Here is a 17,532-nt window from a genome sequence, read left to right on the forward strand (position 1 = left end):
GGGGCGGCGCTGTGGCGCCGCCCCTTTTCGCGAACCTTATTCGGCGATATCGACGCCGTCGAAGCGGTGGATGCCGAGCGGATCCATCGCAAAGCCGGAGACGGTCTTCTGCATGGGCATGAACACCTTGGAGTGGGCCAGCGTCGCCCACGGTGCCTGCTCCTTGAAGATGACCTGCGCCTGTTCGTAGAGCTTGGTGCGCTCGGCCTGGTCGGAAACCGTCTTGGCCTTGTTGATGAGCGCATCGAAGTCCTTGTTGCACCATTCCGCGCGGTTGTTCGAACCGACGGAAGCGCAGCTCAGGAGCACGCCGAGGAAGTTGTCCGGATCGCCATTGTCGCCTGTCCAGCCGACGATGACGGCGCCGTCGTGATCGACCGCGGAAGCGCGCTTGAGGTATTCACCCCAATCGTAGCTGACGATGTTGACGGTAACGCCAACCTTGGCGAAGTCTGCCTGGATCAGCTCCGCGGTGCGGCGTGCGTTCGGCATGTAGGGGCGCGACACAGGCATGGCCCAGACATTCATCTTGAGGTCCTTGACCCCGGCCTCTTCGAGCATCTTCTTGGCCGCATCGGGATCGTACGGATCGTCCTTCACGTCCTTGTTGTAGGACCACATGGTCGGCGGGATCGGGTTGACGGCCACCTGGCCGGCGCCTTGGAAGACCGCGTCGATGATGGCCTTCTTGTTGATGGCCATGTTGAGCGCCTTGCGCACGCGCACGTCGTCGAACGGCTTCTGCTGGGTGTTGTACATCAGCGCGCCGACATTGAGGCCTTCCTGTTCGTCGACCTTCAGGTTCGGATCGGCCTGCAGGCCGGCGATGTCGGCCGGCGCCGGGTAGGACATGATGTTGCATTCGCCGGCCTTCAGCTTCTGCGCACGGACCGCCGGATCGGTGGTGATGGCGAAGACAAGGTCGTCGATCTTCTGCTTGCCGCCCCAATAGTCGGGGTTGGCCTTGTAGCGGATGGCGGCGTCGGTCTGGTAGTCGACGAAGATGAACGGGCCGGTGCCGATCGGCTTCTGGTTGAACAGTTCAGGCGTCTTGTCCGCCTGCAGCTTGTCGGCATATTCCTTGGAAACGATCGAGGCGAAGTCCATGCCCAGCGTCGGGATCAAAGTGATCGCCGGCTCCTTGAGGGTGAACTTCACCGTCAGGTCGTCGACCTTCTCGACCTTGGTGATGTTGTCGCCGAACTGGTCATTGTAATACTGGTAGGCAATGCCCGGTATGTACTGGAACCAGGGACCGTTCTTGTCGACCTGGCGCTCGAACGAGAACACCACGTCGTCGGCGTTGAAGTCGCGCGTCGGGGTGAAATAGTCGGTAGCGGCGAACTTCACGCCCTTGCGAAGCTTGAACGTATATTCCTTGCCATCATCGGAAATGGACCAGCTTTCGGCCAGGCCCGGCGAGACCGTGGTCTTGCCATGATCGAATTCGACGAGGCGGTTGAAGACCGTACGTGAAGACGCATCGAACGTCTGTCCCGCGGTGTAGGGCGCCGGGTCAAAGCCTTCCGGCGAAGCTTCGGCGCAGTAGACCAAGGTTTTTGCGTTGGCCACGCCGCCCAGGACGCTTGCAGCCAGCAACGCGGCTGCAAAAGTCAGTTTCTTCCTCATTGAGCACTCCCTGATGTTTTTCCAAGCCCCTCTATCAGGCTCGCGAAGCGCGCATATAAGCACCGTTTCTCCGGCTTTGGAACACCCAGTTTGCCTACCCCATGGTAAGCGGGAAAAAAATCCTCCTCCCCGCGAAAAAACGGAAAAATTCAGTATTTTTTTCTATTCACAACATTATTAACGACCGCATTTTTTTATTGATCACCAATCTCACGAGATCGACGTCGCGCCCGCTTTCATATGACCGGGAATGCGGGACGATGCAGGGCTTCTGCGCCCGTGCCGAGAAAGATTTCGGCGGCAAATCTTTCGACGGCTTGCCGCAGGGGCAAGGCTTGCACGCCCGCCGATAGAGGCCATACATAGACAAGGCACCGGCGGCAGCGGGGGACGCCTCTGTTATTCGGAGGCGAGCGCGGCAGGGACGAACAAAGCAGGGAGGGACGGTTGGCAAAAGCATCGAACAGGACGGCTCCGCCAAAGGCGCCCAAGGCGGCCCTGAAGCCGGCCGCAGGCGGCGACAAGCAGCCAACGCCCTCCGCCAAGAACGCAAAGGGCGCAAAGGGAAGGGCCGCAGGGAAACCTTCCGCCGGCAAGGCGGACACTGTTGCCAAACCGGCCGCGAAGCCGGCGGCCAAAGCCGTCCCCGCAAAGACGTCGGCGAAGGCCGGAACTGCTAAAACCGGGGCGACAAAGACCAGTTCGGCCAGGGCCGGGACGACGAAGGCTGGCGCGACCAAGACCGGGACGACCCGGACTGGCAAGACTGGGGCCGCACAAGCCGCATCCGTGGCCAAGCCGGCATCGGCGGCCTCGAGACCGGCGGCCGCCAAGCGATTGCCGAAAGCGCTCACCGCCCTTGCCGCAGGCTTGCCGGAAAAACCCTGGCTGGAAAGCTATCCGAAGAACATGCCGGCCGAGATCGGCGCCCTGCCCTACAGCTCCATCGGCGATTTCCTCGTTGCCGCCTGCAAGCAATTTGCCGGCCAGCCGGCCTTCACCTGCATGGGCAAGTCGATCACCTATGCGGAACTCGAACGGCTTTCGGCGGCGTTCGGCGCCTACCTGCAATCGACCGGGTTGCCCAAAGGCGCACGCGTTGCCCTGATGATGCCGAACGTGCTGCAATATCCGGTGGCGATGATGGCGGTGGCGCGCGCCGGCTACACGGTGGTCAACGTCAACCCTCTCTACACGCCGCGCGAGCTGGAGCACCAGCTCAAGGATTCCGGGGCGCAAGCGATCGTCATCCTCGAGAATTTCGCTAGCACGTTGCAGGCGGTGATCGCCAGGACCTCGGTCAAGCACGTCGTCGTCGCGGCCATGGGCGACTTGCTCGGCGGGCTCAAGGGAAGCATCGTCAATCTGGTGGTGCGCCGCGTCAAGAAGATGGTGCCGGCCTGGTCATTGCCCGGCCATGTCAAGTTCAACGCGGCGCTGAAGGCGGGCAGCGGCATGGGCTTCAAGCCGGCCAAGGTGGCGGCCGACGATATCGCGTTCCTGCAATATACCGGCGGCACTACGGGAATCTCGAAGGGTGCTACCCTGCTGCACAGCAACGTGCTGGCCAATGTCGCGCAGAATTCGTTGTGGCTGCAGGACGCCTATACGGTCAAGCCAAAACCCGCCCATCTCAACCTCATCTGCGCACTGCCGCTCTACCATATCTTCGCGCTGACCGTGAATGCGCTGATGGGCATGCAAATGGGCGGACAGAACATACTGATCCCCAATCCGCGCGACATCCCCGGCTTCGTCAAGGAAATGGGCAAGTATCCGATCCATATCTTTCCAGGCCTCAACACGCTGTTCAACGCGCTGCTCAACAATGAGGATTTCCGCAAGCTCGACTTCAAGCCGCTGCTCCTGACGCTGGGCGGCGGCATGGCGGTGCAAAAGGGCGTCGCCGAGCGCTGGAAGGCGCTGACGGGCTGCCCGGTCAGTGAAGGCTACGGCCTGTCGGAGACGTCGCCCGTGGCAACGGCCAACAAGTTCAGCTCCGGCGAATTCACCGGCACGATCGGCCTGCCGCTGCCGTCGACCGAGATCGCCATCCGCGACGAGGAGGACAACAATTTGCCGCTCGGCGAGGTCGGCGAAATCTGCATCAAGGGACCGCAGGTGATGGCGGGCTACTGGAACCGGCCCGATGAGACCGCCAAGGTGATGACCAAGGACGGCTTCTTCAAATCGGGCGACATGGGCTTCATGAACGAGCGCGGCTACACCAAGATCGTCGACCGCAAGAAGGACATGATCCTCGTTTCCGGCTTCAACGTCTATCCGACCGAGCTCGAGGAAGTCGTGGCGCTGCATCCCGGCGTGCTCGAAGTGGCGGCAATCGGCGTGCCGGACGAACATTCGGGCGAAGTGCCGAAACTGTTCATCGTCAAGAAGGACCAGGCGCTGACCGCCGAGGCCATCACCGCCTATTGCCGTGAGAACCTGACCGGCTACAAGCGGCCCAGATACATCGAATTCAGGACAGAACTGCCAAAGACGCCGGTCGGAAAGATCCTGCGGCGCGCATTGCGCGAATAGGAGCCGGCTTGGACCACGATCTTGCCGGCGACGATGCGCCGGACCGGTGCCAGCGCCTCGACCCGGCCGAGTTCATCAAGGCCAAGATGCGCCTTGTCCCTGTGCCTGCGCTTCCAGAAATCCGGTTTTACACGGCGCACCCCAGCAGCGGATTGAGACGGCTCGTCGAGCCCGAAGGCGACGCGGAAGATGCGCGGGAGCCACAACCGCCCTACTGGGCCTATGCATGGGCCGGCGGCACCGTGCTCGCGCGCTATGTCCTCGACCATCCGATGACCGTGGCGGGACGCCGCGTGCTCGATCTTGGTGCCGGCTCCGGCATTGTCGGCATCGCTGCCGCGAAGGCCGGGGCCCGCGAAGTGATCGCCGCCGATATCGACCGCAACGGCGTCGCCGCGCTCGGTCTCAATGCAAAAGACAACGGCGTCACGATCTCGGTGATCTGCAAAGACATTACCAGCGGTCCGCCACCGGCGGTCGACCTTGTGCTGGCCGGCGACGTGTTCTACGGACCCGATGTCAGCCGACGTATGATCCCCTTTCTCGACCGCTGCCTTGCCGCCGGCGTCGAGGTCCTGATCGGCGACCCGCGCCGCGCCGATCTACCATTGTCGCGGCTCAGGCTGCTCGCCGAATATCAGGTGCCGGATTTCGGCGACGCAAAGGGTGCGGCAAGCAGGCCGAGCGGCGTCTTTTCCTTCGAAGCGAAGACCCGCTAGCGACGAGATCAGATCGTCTCCTTGACCCGCGCTGAAAGGAAATCCGGCAGGTCGACAACCGAATCCAGGATCACGTCGGCAATTCCGGCCAGAGATTCACGGGTGCCGGTGCCCGAGAGCACGCCGACCGCCAGGCCGCAGCCGCCGGCACGCGCCATTTCGAGATCGTGGCGGTTATCGCCGATCATGGCGACCTGCGTCGGCTTCAGGCCGGTGAGATCGCAGAAGGCCTGGATCGTATCCGGCGCCGGCTTGGGATTGGCCACCGCGTCATAGCCGTAGGCGGCGTCGAACAGCTGCGCGACGCCGAGCGTCACCAGCGTTTTTTCCGCGCCGCTGGTCGAATCGTTGGTGGCGACGCCGAGCCGATAGGACCTTGCGTGCAAGGTGCCGAGCGTTTCGACGATGCCCGGCAGAGCCACCGCCATCGCCGAGCCCTGCACCGAGGTAATCTGGTTGAAGCGGGCGACGGCCAGCATCTGGTCTTCGTCGGACAGGCGCGGAAACCACAGTTCGACGACGTCGAGATTGGTGCCGGAGGCAAAGATGGAGTCGGGCTTGAAGCGCCTGTTGGCGAAATCGAAGCCAGCGGCCGCAAGCAGCCTGTCGGCCTTCCAGCGATCGCCTTCGGAGGCGTCCATGGCCATGAAGTCGGCAACCCCGAGCCAGGTCGCATTGAAGTCGACAAGCGTTCCGTCCTTGTCGAACAATATTCCCTTGATGTCTGCCAACTCAGTCACTCCGAACCACGCAATTGGTGGATGTGTTCCACCAGGCCGGCGGTCGAGGCATCCCGCTTTGCGGCACTTTCCTTGCCTTCCACGACTGGCAGAAGGCCGGTGGCCAGTTCCTTGCCGAGCTCGACGCCCCATTGGTCGAAGGAGTTGATGTCGAACAGCGTTCCCTCGACGAAGACGCGGTGTTCGTAGAGAGCGATCAGGCGGCCGAGCGTGCGCGGGTCAAGCTTGCGATAAAGAATGGTCACCGAGGGCCGGTTGCCGGAAAAGACGCGGTGCGGGGCAATGCGATCGACATCGGCCGGCTTCATGCCCTTGGCCAACATTTGGGCGCGCGCTTCCTCCAACGTGCGACCCTTCATGAAGGCTTCCGACTGCGCCAGGCAGTTGGCGAGCAGCAGGTCGTGATGGTGCTTCAGCTCCGGCTCGTGGCCGTTCGCCGCGGCGAGGAATTCGACCGGAATAAAATCGGTTCCCTGGTGCAGGAGCTGGAAGAACGCATGCTGGCCGTTGGTGCCGGGCTCGCCCCAGACCAGCGGCCCGGTCGGCGTCGCCACGGGGCCGCCGTCCAGGGTGACGCTCTTGCCATTCGATTCCATGTCGAGCTGCTGGAGATAGGCCGGCAGCCTGGACAGGCGCTGGTCGTAGGGGATGACCGCGCGGGCCGGGTATTTGCAAATCACCCGATGCCACCAGCCGACAAGGCCAAGCAGCACCGGCAGGTTTTTGGCCAGCGGCGCAGCGCGGAAGTGTTCGTCCATTTCGTGCGCACCATCGAGAAAGGCGCGGAAATCACGTGGACCAATGGCGATCATCACAGGAAGGCCGATCGCGCCCCACACCGAATAGCGGCCGCCGACCCAATCCCAGAAGCCGAAGACGCGGTCCGGCTCGATGCCGAACTTCGCCACCAGGTCGAGTGCCGTCGAGACAGCGGCGAAATGCTTGCCGACCGCTTCCTTGCCGAGCGCCTTCTGGACCCAGTCGCGCGCGGTCTGCGCATTGGTCATCGTTTCGACTGTCGTGAAGGTCTTGGAGGCGATGATAAAAAGCGTGGTCTCGGCGGAAAGGCCCTTCAGCGTGTCGTGGATATGGGCGCCGTCGATGTTGGAGACATAGTGCGCGCGCGGCCCGTCATGATAGGGCGCCAGCGCCAACGTCGCCATGGCCGGGCCGAGATCGGAGCCGCCGATGCCGATATTGACGATGTCGGTGATCTTCTTGCCGGTGGCGCCTGTCGCCTTGCCGGAACGCACCGCGTCGGCGAAGGCGCCCATCGCGTCCAATACGGCGGTGACCTCCGCCTTCACATCCTGTCCGTCCAGCATGATGCCCTTGCCGGTCAGGTTGCGCAGGGCGGTGTGCAGAACAGCGCGGTCCTCTGTAACGTTGATCTTCTTGCCGGCGAACATGGCGGCGCGGCGGCCTTCGAGATCGGCGGCGTCAGCCAGCTTCTCCAGCAGGTCCATCGTGCGCGCATCGACGGCGCATTTCGACCAGTCGAGCAACAGGTCGCGGTCGCTGGCGGAGAACGTCTTGAACCGCTGCGGATCGGCGGCGAAGGCCTGGCGCATATCGCCGGCTGCCGCGGCGCGATGGTCGCGCAAGGCGGCAAGCTGTTTTTGGAAGGCTGACTGATCCACCGGCGGGCTCCTGGGACTTTTGGATTATCTTAGCAGACCGGATGTTTCCGGCGCGTGTCGTCGCGCCAGACTATTGAGCCGAATTCCGTCCGGTCAATACGCGGCGATGACGCACTGCGTCACGCGGCGATGACGCACTGCGTTACACGGGATGCGCAGGACGAAAGATCACTGGCATAAATCCCAAAGATCAGAAAAATTGATTGGCGCAACCCCTTGTGCCACGGTTACATTCGACTGGTCCAGCCAAACGAAAAAGGCTGGCCATCGAGGAACATTTCCCATGCCACAGCGCAACGACACGGCCATATGGTCCGGCCTGTTCCGGATTTCGGCCGAATCCGGCCAGACCTTGCAGGCACAGATCCGCCAGGCAATCGTGGCCGCCATTCTCGACCGCCAGATCGCCGCTTCGATGCCGCTTCCGTCATGCCGGATATTGGCCGAAAAACTCGGCGTGGCGCGCGGAACCGTGGTGCTGGCCTTCCAGCAACTGGTCGACCAGGGCTTCCTGGTGGCGCGCGAGCGGCGCGGCCATTTCGTCAATCCCGACGTTTTGGCGACGCCGGCCAAGCCGCACCAGAAGGCGCCCGACCAGGCCAACGAGATCGACTGGAAGGCACGCCGGCAGATCGCGGCCAGCGACATGCCGCCGCCGGCCAAGCACGAGAACTGGATCAAGTCGTCCTACCCCTTCGTCTATGGCCAGTTCGATCCGGCGCTGTTCCCGACCGCCGAATGGCGCGAGTGCAACCGCATGGCGCTTGCCGTGCTGGAGATCCGCAACTGGGCCTCCGACATGGTCGATCGCGACGATCCGCTGCTGATCGAGCAGATCCAGGCGCGGCTGCTGCCCAGGCGCGGCATCTTCGCCAACCCCGACGAGATCATCGTCACGCTGGGCGCCCAGAACGCGCTCTACATGCTGGCGACGCTTCTGATGACAAAGGGCTCGAAGGTGGCGATGGAAGATCCGGGCTACCCCGACGCACGCTCGATCTTCCGGCTTGCGGGCGCCGACATCCAGCCGGTGCCGGTCGACCAGTCCGGCATCGTGACCTCTTCCATTCCCAATGATTCCGGCTTTGTCTTCGTCACGCCCAGCCATCATTGCCCGACCATGGTGCCGCTGTCGGCGGAACGCCGGCAGGATCTTCTGGCGCGCGCCAACCGCTATAACCAGATCATCATCGAGGACGGCTATGACAGCCAGCTTCTCGACGAGGCGCCGCAGCAGGCCTTGAAGAGCCTCGACCGCTCCGGCCGCGTCATCTATGTCGGCTCGATGTCGAAGACGCTGGCTCCGGGCCTGCGGCTTGGCTACATCGTCGCCTCGGCTGGACTAATCGCCGAACTCAGGGCGCTGCGCCGCTTCATGCTGCGCCATCCGCCGGCCAACAATCAGCGTGCGGTCGCGCTGTTCCTGTCGCTCGGCCACCACGAGGCGCTGGTGCGGCGGCTGTCGAGCGCCTTCGACGAGCGGCGCAAGCGCTTGGTCCATGCGATTTCCGCCTTCCTGCCCGAGTGGCGTTCGACCGACTCGGCCGGCGGCACGTCGCTGTGGCTGGAGGGACCGCGCGGCACCGATTCCCGCGGACTGGCCGAGGCCGCCGCCTCGCGCAGCGTCATCATCGAACCGGGCGACCGCTTCTTCGACCGCACCGAAAAGCCTTCGCGTTTCATGCGCCTGGGCATCTCCTCGATCGCGCTGCAGCATATCGAGCCAGGCATTCGTGAACTTGCAACCGCCGCAGGCCGCAGGCCGGCCGCCGCTTGATCACCTCGGCCTGACCACTTTCCAGGAGTCGCGCAACAGCGGCTCCTGCTTCTTTAGCTCTGGCATATGCAACCGGACCGGCTGGCTCATAGGCTGTGCCAATGCCGGCGGCATAGTCGTGGCCTAAAGGGGACGAAGCAGCCGATGGTGGACCAACCGCCGCCCTGCTTCCGAGAAAGGTGGAGTGCTTCCATGTCAGTGGCTGTCGAAAAGCAGGAAGCGGCCGACCAGCGTTCGCGCCGCTCCGGCGGACGCGAAGCGCGTCGCGCCATGCGGGCGGCGCCGCTCGCCGACGACATCAGACCGGTTCGCGCCGGCCTCGAAGGGGGCAGCTACGGACCGCTCAGCAGCAATGATTGCGAGCGCATCCACGAAGCGGTGCTGACCCTGCTGGAGACGGTCGGCTTCGCAAACGCAATCCCTTCCTGCATCGAGGCGCTGACCAAGGCCGGCGCCAGCTATGGCGATGACGGCCGTATCCGTTTCCCGCGCGCACTGGTGCTCGACACGATCAAGCGGGCGGCGCGGCATTTCACGTTGCACGGCCAGGACCCGAAGCACGACATGGTGATCCAGGGCAAACGCGTGCATTACGGCACGGCGGGCGCTGCCGTGCATCTTGTCGACGTCGAGAAGCGGGAGTACCGCGAATCCTTGCTGCAGGACATCTATGACGCCGCGCGCATCGTCGACGGGCTCGATAACATCCATTTCTTCCAGCGGCCCATGGTGCCGCGCGACATTCCCGATCCGCTCGAAATGGACTTCAACACGCTTTACGCCTGCGTGATGGGCACGTCCAAGCATGTCGGCACGTCCTTCACGGTGCGCGAGAACGTGCAGCCGGCGCTCGAAATGCTCTACGCGATCGCCGGCGGCGAGGAGAATTTCCGAGCCCGGCCGTTCGTGTCGAACTCCAACTGTTTCGTCGTGCCGCCGATGAAATTCGCCGAGGACGCCTGCGGCGTGCTCGAGGCCTGCGTCGAAGGCGGCATCCCGATCCTGCTGCTTTCGGCCGGACAGGCCGGCGCCACCGCTCCGGCGGCGATCGCGGGTGCGGTGGTGCAGGCCGTGGCCGAAGTGCTGGCCGGCCTTGTCTATGTCAACACCATCAAGCCGGGGCATCCGGCGATCTTCGGTACCTGGCCGTTCGTGTCGGACCTGCGCACCGGCGCCATGTCGGGCGGCTCGGCCGAACAGGCGGTGCTGACCGCGGCCTGCGCGCAGATGGCGCAGTTCTACGACCTACCGGGCGGTTCGGCCGCAGGCATGACGGATTCGAAACTGCCTGACATCCAGTCCGGCTATGAAAAAGGCATTACCAATGTGATGGCCGGCCTTTCCGGCCTCAACCTGGTCTACGAATCGGCCGGCATGCACGCTTCCCTGCTCGGCTTCTGCCTGGAAAGCCTGATCATCGACAACGACATGCTGGGCCATTGCCTACGCTGCGTGCGCGGCATCGAGGTGACGGACGACGCGCTGTCGATCGACACCATTGCCGATGTCTGCCTGAAAGGTCCGGGCCACTATCTCGGCAACGAGCAGACGCTGAAGCTGATGCAGACCGAATATTTCTACCCGGCCGTCGGCGACCGGTTTTCGCCGAAGGAATGGAACGAGAAGGGCCGACCCGACATATTGCAGCGGGCGATCGTCGAGAAGAAGCGCATCCTGGCCGAACGCTTCCCACGCCATGTGCCGAAGCCGCTTGACGACAGGCTGCGCGCCCGCTTCGGCGACATGATCAAGCTGCCGCGCAACGGCATGGGCGGCTGAGAACGCTTCCCCGTCAGTCGGTGCCCAGCCCGTAACGCTCGACGACCTCGGCGTTGATCAGCTTTGCATGCATGGTTATCAGCACGATCTGCGCATCGAGGCTGTCGCCGGTCTCCAGTGCGGCCTCGATCCGGCGCTCCGCATCCAACCGCTGCTCATGTCCATTGGACCGTTCGAACGCTTCGGGCCCGGCGACGCAATAGCCGAACAGCCGCGCCACAGCCGCATAGGCCCCCGCCGACGGCTCGTCAGACCAGTGATCCTTCATCAGGTTGACCATGGTGAGCTTTACGCCCTCTGGCACAAGGGCGGGATGAAGGTCGGCGCCGCGCAGGGCAGCGTCAAGTTGCCTGAGGTCGCCTGAGCGGCCGAACAGTCCGAGGAAGCCGAGGGAAGAGCGCCGTCCCGCCATGGTGATCCAATCTGTTTCCCAGCAAATTGGGTGGTCTGCCGATGGAATGCAAATGCCGTGCAGGTGGGTTCTGCCGGTGTCGCCCGGCTGTCGTGTCGATGCGGCGTTACCCGCGCCCCGGTTCGAACAGTTCCACCAGATTGCCGGCCGGATCCAGCAGCAGTATCTGGCTGCCGCCCATGCCCTTGACGACATCGTTCCTGAAAGTCTGGCCGGCGTTCTTCAGCTCGCGAACCAGTTCTTCCAGATCCTCGACCTGGATCTGGATGCGGTTCCAGCCGCCAGGTTCGGGCACACTACCGTCGGGCATCGGCTGCGACGCCCCACCAGGCCCGCCCGCCGCATTGAGTAGAAGCCGCAGATTGCCCTTGGCAAGTATGGCGAACGATGGCGCCGGGTGCATGGCGACCGTAAAGCCAAGATGGTCGCGGTAGAAGCCGATCGCCTTCTCGACGTCATTGACGATATAACGAACGCTGACAGTTTCCATGGTCTCCTCCGTGGGTCGGATCGTCGCCGACGTCATCCGCTCGCCGCAAGCAGCAAGACGCCGGCCAGGGCCGATCCGGCAAGCGTCGGCAGCATGCCGGTTTTCAGTTTGAGAATGGCAATCATGGTGGCGCAGGACAACAGCGCGGCGCGCCAGTCGATCGAGGAGAGCACCGGCACCTCCGTTCCGAACCCCGTCTCACGCACTTCGCGGAAGATGACGTGCAAGGCGAACCACAAAGCGAGGTTCATGATGACGCCAACGACCGCCGCGGTGATCGCGCCCAATGCCGCCGACAACGCCTTGTTGCCGCGCAAGGCCTCGATATAGGGCGCGCCGAGGAATATCCAGAAGAAGCACGGGGTAAAGGTAACCCACAGCGTGAGCAACGCGCCAAGCGATCCGGCAAGCAGCGGATGCGACAATCCGGAATGGCGGAAGCCGGCAAGGAAGCCGACGAACTGCAAGACCAGGATAAGCGGTCCCGGCGTGGTTTCAGCGAGGCCCAGGCCATCGACCATTTCGCCAGGCGCAAGCCAGCCCAAAGAGCCGACGGCCGCCTGCGCGACATAGGCAAGGACCGCATAGGCGCCGCCGAAGGTGACGACCGCCATGAGGCTGAAGAAGCCGCCGATCTGCGTCCAGACGCTGTTTGCCGATGTGAACGCCCAGATCAGCAGAACCGGCCCAAGCCAGATCGGCAGCCAGATCGCGATGGTCCGCGGCGCGTGCCATCGCGTCGGCCTGGTGTGGGCCAGTTCGCCGCGCTCGAACATCAGATCGACCGCGCCCCTGACGTCGGGAGCCTCGTCCTTGCCATGCACGGTGCCAGAAAACAGGGCCGGCGCAATGCTGTTCCCGACCCATCCCACCAGTCCTGCGAAAAGGATGAGGAGAGGGAACGGAATATTAAGCGCATAGATGCCGACAAAGGCGCAAAGAGCGATCGCCACCATCACCGGATTTTTCAACGCCCGCCGGCCGATGCGGATCACCGCCTCGACCACGATCGCCAGCACCGCCGCCTTCACCCCGAAAAACAGGGCCTCGACCAGCGGCACATTGCCATAGAGCGCGTAAAGGATGCTCAAACCCAGCATGACGAGCGCGCCCGGCACGACGAACAGGATGCCGGCGACAAGACCGCCGACCGTCTTGTGAAGCAGCCAGCCGATGTAGATAGCGAGTTGCTGGGCCTCGGGGCCAGGCAGCAGCATGCAGTAGTTCAGCGCATGCAGGAAACGCTGCTCGCCGATCCAGCGCTTTTGCTCGACCAACTCCCTGTGCATGAGTGCGATCTGCCCAGCCGGTCCGCCGAAACTGAGCAACCCGATCTTCGCCCAGAGTTTCGTGGCCTCGCGGAAACTCGGGACCGCGGGCGCCTCGATGAGGTCGGCACTTTCTTCGGAAAGGAGGGAGTTCATGACACCTTCGCTCCCGCCGGCCAATTGTGCGTCTCGTCGGTGGCGTCGCGGCACCAGCGGAAGAACGCGTCGTAAAGCAGCATGCCGGCATCCAATTGTTGCAGGTCATCGCGAAACATGCGCGACAAGCCAAGCGAGGCGGCGAGAAATCCCGCCGCCTGCGGAACCAGGTCGAGGCTCGCCGTGTCGGCTGCGCGCACGATGACGGCGAGGCGGTCGAGCGCTTCGGATTCGAGCCCGAACTCCTCGAGCATCGTGTCGAAGGTGCAGCGCTCGCCGCGATGGCTCCAGAACGCATTGTCGATGTCGAAAGGCGCGGCCTGAAAACGATCGGCGACATCGGGCACTTCCGCCGCGTCGACGAACAGGAAGATCGCTTGAGGATCCACGAAACGGCGGATCAGCCAGGGGCAGGCGATGCGATCGACTTTGGGCCGGGCCCGCGTCACCCAGACGGTGCGGCCCTTGTCGTCACGAGGCGGCATCCTGTCGGCACGGACCAGAAGGCCGTGGGCGTCCCGCCAGGCTTCGAAGCCGCCTTCGAGCGATTCGGCGACGATCCCTTCATGGCGCAGCCATGCGGCGACGCCTTGCGAGAGCTTTTTTCCCTGCTGGCAGACGACCGCCACGCGGCTACCGGCGAAGTCGGCTGCCCAAGTCCGGACGGTTCTGAAATCGCGCCGGTACGACCCCGGCAGCAAACGTGGATCGGCGTTGTAGTCGTCCTCGGTACGGATATCGAGGATTGCAGGCGCGCCCGGCAAACCGACCATACGGATCAGTTGCGGCACGGTGACAGCGGTTGTTGACGGCATGGCGTCCACCTCCTGAAAGAGAAGCCTGGACGCGAACGTTGGGCTGACGCCTCACGGGGTCGTCGCGATAAACCCCTTGCAGCGATGGTGGATTTGTTGGGCAGGCTTGTCAAGGACGCAATGTCCTCGGTTCATAGCGGGCCGCGAAACGAAAAACGACCGGCGGCCGATCAGGCCGCCGGTCGTCGATCGCTATCCGTCAATTGTCGCTTGAAACAATCGATGGTTGTCCCGGGAATAATCAGTGATTGTCCCGGGGCACGCCCTTCGTATGAGCGACGTCCTGGTATTTCACCGCCGGTTTCAGCACCATACCGCCCGAGAACTGGTCGACCATACCGCGCTGGATTTCCTGCCACGGTGTCTGGTGCTCGGGATAATGGTAGCCGCCATTGTTCTGCAGCTCGGCGCGGCGGCGGGTGATCTCGTCATCGGTGACGAGAATGTTGGCCGTGCCCTTCTTCAGGTCGATGCGAACGCGGTCGCCCGTCTTGAGCAATGCAAGCCCGCCGCCGATCGCGGCCTCCGGCGAGGCGTTGAGGATGGAGGGCGAGCCTGAGGTGCCGGACTGGCGGCCGTCGCCGATGCAGGCCAGCGCGTGGATGCCCTTCTTGATGAGATAGGCCGGCGGCTGCATGTTGACGACTTCTGCGCCGCCCGGATAGCCGACCGGACCGGCGCCACGCATGAACAGGATGGTGTGCTCGTCGATCCCTTGCGCCGGGTCGTCGATGCGGGCGTGGTAATCCTCCGGACCGTCGAAGACCATTGCGTTGCCCTCGAAGGCCTCAGGGTCCTTCGGATTGGAGAGATACCGCTCGCGGAATTCGGGCGAGATGCCGCTGGTCTTCATGATCGCCGAATCGAACAGATTGCCCTTGAGATTGATGAAGCCGGCATTGGCTTTCAGCGGCTCGGCGACAGTGCGGATGACTTCGCGGTTCTCGTTGACGGCATCGCGGCAATTGTCGCCCATTGTCTTGCCGTTGGCGGTCAGAGCATCCGGATGCGGCAGCAGCCCGGCTTTCATGAGCTCCGCCACCACGGCCGGCACGCCGCCTGCGTGATGGTAGTCCTCACCCAGATATTCGCCCGTCGGCTGGAGATTGACGATGAGCGGCACGTCGAGGCCGATCTTCTGCCAGTCGTCATTGTCGAGCGGCACGCCGAGATGTCGGGCGATGGCGTTGAGATGGATCGGCGCGTTGGTGGAGCCGCCGATCGCCGAATTGACGACGATGGCGTTCTCGAAGGCCTTGCGCGTCATGATGTCGGACGGCTTCAAATCCTCGTGCACCATGTCGACGATGCGTTTTCCCGTCTCGTAGGCGATCTGGCCGCGCTCGCGATAAGGAGCCGGAATCGCCGCCGAGCCCGGCAGCTGCATGCCGAGCGCCTCGGCCAGCGAGTTCATGGTGGTGGCGGTGCCCATGGTGTTGCAATAACCGGTGGACGGCGCCGAGGAGGCGACGATGTCCATGAACTCGTCATAGTTGATCTCGCCGGCCGACAGGCGCTGGCGCGATTCCCAGACGATGGTGCCCGAACCGGTGCGCTTGCCCTTGTGCCAGCCATTGAGCATGGGGCCGACCGACAGCGCGATGGCCGGAATGTTGACGGTCGCCGCCGCCATCAACAGCGCCGGCGTCGTCTTGTCGCAGCCGATGGTGAGAACGACGCCGTCAAGCGGGTAGCCATAGAGCACTTCTACCAGGCTCAGATAGGCAAGGTTGCGGTCGAGAGCTGCGGTCGGGCGCTTGCCGGTCTCCTGGATCGGGTGGCACGGGAACTCGAAAGGAATGCCGCCCATCGAGACGATGCCTTCGCGCACGCGTTTGGCGAGCTCGATGTGGTGGCGATTGCAAGGCGACAGGTCGGAACCGGTCTGGGCGATGCCGATCAGCGGCTTGCCCGACATCAGTTCGGCGCGCGTCAGCCCGTAATTCAGGTAACGCTCCAGATAGAGTGCCGTCATGCCCGGATTGTCGGGGTTGTCGAACCACTCCTGCGAGCGAAACTTTTTCTTTCCTGCGGGGGCGCCAGCCATCATGGTCTCCGTATTTGTATGACAAATCGATATGACAACGCGCGGGTGCAGGCAAGGGGCACGCGTGATCTGAATCCGGACTTTGGTGCGATAGACATCAATCGGGCCGCACGCTACCAACAATCCGACATTGGTCGTCCGGGAGGTTCTGATGGCTTTGGTGATCGAGGGCGAGGAGCGCATTGCCGCACCCCTCCGGAAAGTTTGGGAAGCGCTGAACGATCCGGCGGTGCTGAGAGAAAGCATCCCCGGCTGCCAGAGCCTGGAAATGAAGTCGCCGACCGAGATGGCAGCGACGGTGGTGCTGAAGATCGGCCCGATCAAGGCGACCTTCAACGGCGAAGTGACGTTGAGAAATCTCAATCCCCCGCATGCCTACACGATCCAGGGCGAAGGCAAGGGCGGCATAGCCGGCTTCGCCAAGGGCGGCGCCGACGTGACGCTGACCGAGGACGGGGCGGACGCAACGGTGCTCAAATACGCCGCCAAGGCCGAAGTCGGCGGCAAGATCGCCCAGCTCGGCAGCCGGCTGATCGAATCGACCTCGAAGAAATTGGCGGGACAGTTCTTTTCGAGCTTCGGCGAGAAGGTGGGTGCTGCTTAGGCTGGTCTATCCAGCGTTAGCACCGCTTGGACGAAAATTACTCGAAGACGATGCTCGGCACGGCGTCCGCGGCCGCGCCTCGCTCTTCGTTGACCCTGTCCCAGACCTTCGAAGCGATATCGCGATAGATCCTCGCTTCGGCACTGTCAGGCTTCGATGCCACCACCGGCGCACCTTCATCCGAGCTTTCGCGAATGCCCATCTCCAGCGGCACCTCGCCAAGGAAGGTGACGCCGAGGCGCTCGGCCTCGCGGCGTGCGCCGCCATGGCCGAAGATGTCGTAGCGCTTGCCGGTGTCGGGGGCGAGGAAATAGCTCATGTTCTCGACGATGCCGAGCAGCGGCACGTCGACCTTCCTGAACATGTTGAGACCCTTGCGAGCATCGATCAGGGCCAGATCCTGCGGTGTCGAGACGATGACCGCGCCAGCCAACGGCACCTGCTGGGCCATGGTGAGCTGGGCGTCACCGGTGCCAGGGGGCATATCAACGACGAGCACGTCGAGTGGCCCCCATTCGACTTCGCGCAGCATCTGCGTCAGCGCCGACATCACCATCGGCCCGCGCCAGATCATCGGCGTTTCCTCGTCGACGAGGAAGCCCATCGACATCACCTTGAGACCGTAATTCTGCATCGGTTTCAGGATCTTGCCGTCGACGGTCTGCGGCCGGCCGCGGATGTTGAGCAGCCTTGGCATGGACGGGCCGTAGATGTCGGCGTCGAGCACGCCCACCTTCAGCCCGTTGGCGGCGAGGCCGAGCGCCAGATTGACGGCCGTGGTCGACTTGCCGACGCCGCCCTTGCCGGACGCAACCGCGATGATCGCCTCGATGCCGGGCACGCCGCGCTTGCCCTGGCTGTGCGAGGCAGGCGCATGGGGCGCCGGGCGCGGCGCGGCAGCGGGCGGGGCGGGGC

General features: G+C 63.6%; 14 protein-coding genes. 5 read left to right on the forward strand and 9 right to left on the reverse strand.

Annotated elements, in window-relative coordinates:
• Positions 1-36: 36 nt before the first annotated feature.
• Entirely contained in the window at positions 37-1,629 is a 1,593-nt protein-coding gene (locus tag LB533_RS21395; protein WP_140550183.1) for an ABC transporter substrate-binding protein, read from the reverse strand.
• 447 nt (positions 1,630-2,076) lie between these two features.
• On the opposite strand from LB533_RS21395, the gene LB533_RS21400 reads away from it, so the two are divergent.
• Complete coding sequence (locus LB533_RS21400; RefSeq protein WP_224678192.1) at positions 2,077-4,170, forward strand: long-chain fatty acid--CoA ligase; 2,094 nt, start codon at positions 2,077-2,079, stop codon at positions 4,168-4,170.
• A gap of 8 nt (positions 4,171-4,178) precedes the next feature.
• Positions 4,179-4,889 carry a class I SAM-dependent methyltransferase gene (locus tag LB533_RS21405; protein WP_224678193.1) on the forward strand — a complete coding sequence of 237 codons (711 nt, stop codon included), beginning with the start codon at positions 4,179-4,181 and terminating at the stop codon, positions 4,887-4,889.
• 8 nt (positions 4,890-4,897) lie between these two features.
• Here LB533_RS21405 and LB533_RS21410 read toward each other — a convergent pair whose 3' ends face one another.
• Both LB533_RS21410 and pgi read right to left on the reverse strand, forming a co-directional pair.
• Positions 4,898-5,620, reverse strand: a complete 723-nt coding sequence (locus LB533_RS21410; RefSeq protein ID WP_140497010.1) for an HAD family hydrolase — start codon at positions 5,618-5,620, stop codon at positions 4,898-4,900.
• Positions 5,621-5,625: 5 nt separating this feature from the next.
• Positions 5,626-7,269, reverse strand: a complete 1,644-nt coding sequence (pgi, locus tag LB533_RS21415) for a glucose-6-phosphate isomerase (RefSeq protein ID WP_140640074.1) — start codon at positions 7,267-7,269, stop codon at positions 5,626-5,628.
• Positions 7,270-7,552: 283 nt separating this feature from the next.
• On the opposite strand from pgi, the gene LB533_RS21420 reads away from it, so the two are divergent.
• Together LB533_RS21420 and LB533_RS21425 are read left to right on the forward strand one after the other, a co-directional pair.
• A complete protein-coding gene (locus tag LB533_RS21420; RefSeq protein WP_140497014.1) occupies positions 7,553-9,046 on the forward strand; it encodes a PLP-dependent aminotransferase family protein in 1,494 nt (497 codons plus the stop codon).
• A gap of 192 nt (positions 9,047-9,238) precedes the next feature.
• Positions 9,239-10,825 carry a trimethylamine methyltransferase family protein gene (locus LB533_RS21425; RefSeq protein ID WP_140640076.1) on the forward strand — a complete coding sequence of 529 codons (1,587 nt, stop codon included), beginning with the start codon at positions 9,239-9,241 and terminating at the stop codon, positions 10,823-10,825.
• Positions 10,826-10,838: 13 nt separating this feature from the next.
• Here LB533_RS21425 and LB533_RS21430 read toward each other — a convergent pair whose 3' ends face one another.
• The 5 genes from LB533_RS21430 to LB533_RS21450 all read right to left on the reverse strand — a co-directional run bounded on the left by LB533_RS21430 (position 10,839) and on the right by LB533_RS21450 (position 16,013).
• Positions 10,839-11,237, reverse strand: coding sequence for a hypothetical protein (locus LB533_RS21430; protein WP_140640078.1), 399 nt, complete (start codon positions 11,235-11,237; stop codon positions 10,839-10,841).
• Positions 11,238-11,343: 106 nt separating this feature from the next.
• Complete coding sequence (locus tag LB533_RS21435) at positions 11,344-11,727, reverse strand: VOC family protein (RefSeq protein ID WP_140640080.1); 384 nt, start codon at positions 11,725-11,727, stop codon at positions 11,344-11,346.
• Between the two features lie 32 nt (positions 11,728-11,759).
• Positions 11,760-13,151 (reverse strand): chromate efflux transporter, encoded by a 1,392-nt coding sequence (gene chrA / locus LB533_RS21440; protein ID WP_224678194.1) that lies wholly within the window; start codon positions 13,149-13,151, stop codon positions 11,760-11,762.
• Positions 13,148-13,966: a chromate resistance protein ChrB domain-containing protein gene (locus LB533_RS21445; RefSeq protein WP_140640084.1), complete on the reverse strand. Its 819-nt coding sequence runs from the start codon at positions 13,964-13,966 to the stop codon at positions 13,148-13,150. Before LB533_RS21445 ends, chrA begins: the two co-directional genes overlap by 4 nt.
• A gap of 241 nt (positions 13,967-14,207) precedes the next feature.
• Positions 14,208-16,013, reverse strand: a complete 1,806-nt coding sequence (locus LB533_RS21450) for an IlvD/Edd family dehydratase (protein WP_140640086.1) — start codon at positions 16,011-16,013, stop codon at positions 14,208-14,210.
• 151 nt (positions 16,014-16,164) lie between these two features.
• Here LB533_RS21450 and LB533_RS21455 point away from each other — a divergent pair, with 151 nt between their 5' ends.
• Entirely contained in the window at positions 16,165-16,617 is a 453-nt protein-coding gene (locus LB533_RS21455) for an SRPBCC family protein (protein ID WP_140640088.1), read from the forward strand.
• A 37-nt stretch (positions 16,618-16,654) separates the two neighbouring features.
• Here the strand turns inward: LB533_RS21455 and LB533_RS21460 are convergent.
• The coding region (locus LB533_RS21460; RefSeq protein WP_224678195.1) for an Mrp/NBP35 family ATP-binding protein at positions 16,655-17,532 on the reverse strand (878 nt) is incomplete at its 5' end.

This window comes from Mesorhizobium sp. BR1-1-13 (assembly GCF_020165515.1).
Lineage (GTDB): Bacteria > Pseudomonadota > Alphaproteobacteria > Rhizobiales > Rhizobiaceae > Mesorhizobium.

Bases quoted from the DNA above. Each gene is read 5' to 3' on its own strand.
- LB533_RS21395 (WP_140550183.1), bottom strand. From the start codon at position 1,629: ATGAGGAAGAAACTGACTTTTGCAGCCGCGTTGCTGGCTGCAAGCGTC.
- LB533_RS21420 (WP_140497014.1), top strand. From the start codon at position 7,553: ATGCCACAGCGCAACGACACGGCCATATGGTCCGGCCTGTTCCGGATT.
- LB533_RS21425 (WP_140640076.1), top strand. From the start codon at position 9,239: ATGTCAGTGGCTGTCGAAAAGCAGGAAGCGGCCGACCAGCGTTCGCGC.
- LB533_RS21430 (WP_140640078.1), bottom strand. From the start codon at position 11,237: ATGGCGGGACGGCGCTCTTCCCTCGGCTTCCTCGGACTGTTCGGCCGC.
- LB533_RS21435 (WP_140640080.1), bottom strand. From the start codon at position 11,727: ATGGAAACTGTCAGCGTTCGTTATATCGTCAATGACGTCGAGAAGGCG.
- chrA (WP_224678194.1), bottom strand. From the start codon at position 13,151: ATGAACTCCCTCCTTTCCGAAGAAAGTGCCGACCTCATCGAGGCGCCC.
- LB533_RS21445 (WP_140640084.1), bottom strand. From the start codon at position 13,966: ATGCCGTCAACAACCGCTGTCACCGTGCCGCAACTGATCCGTATGGTC.
- LB533_RS21450 (WP_140640086.1), bottom strand. From the start codon at position 16,013: ATGGCTGGCGCCCCCGCAGGAAAGAAAAAGTTTCGCTCGCAGGAGTGG.
- LB533_RS21455 (WP_140640088.1), top strand. From the start codon at position 16,165: ATGGCTTTGGTGATCGAGGGCGAGGAGCGCATTGCCGCACCCCTCCGG.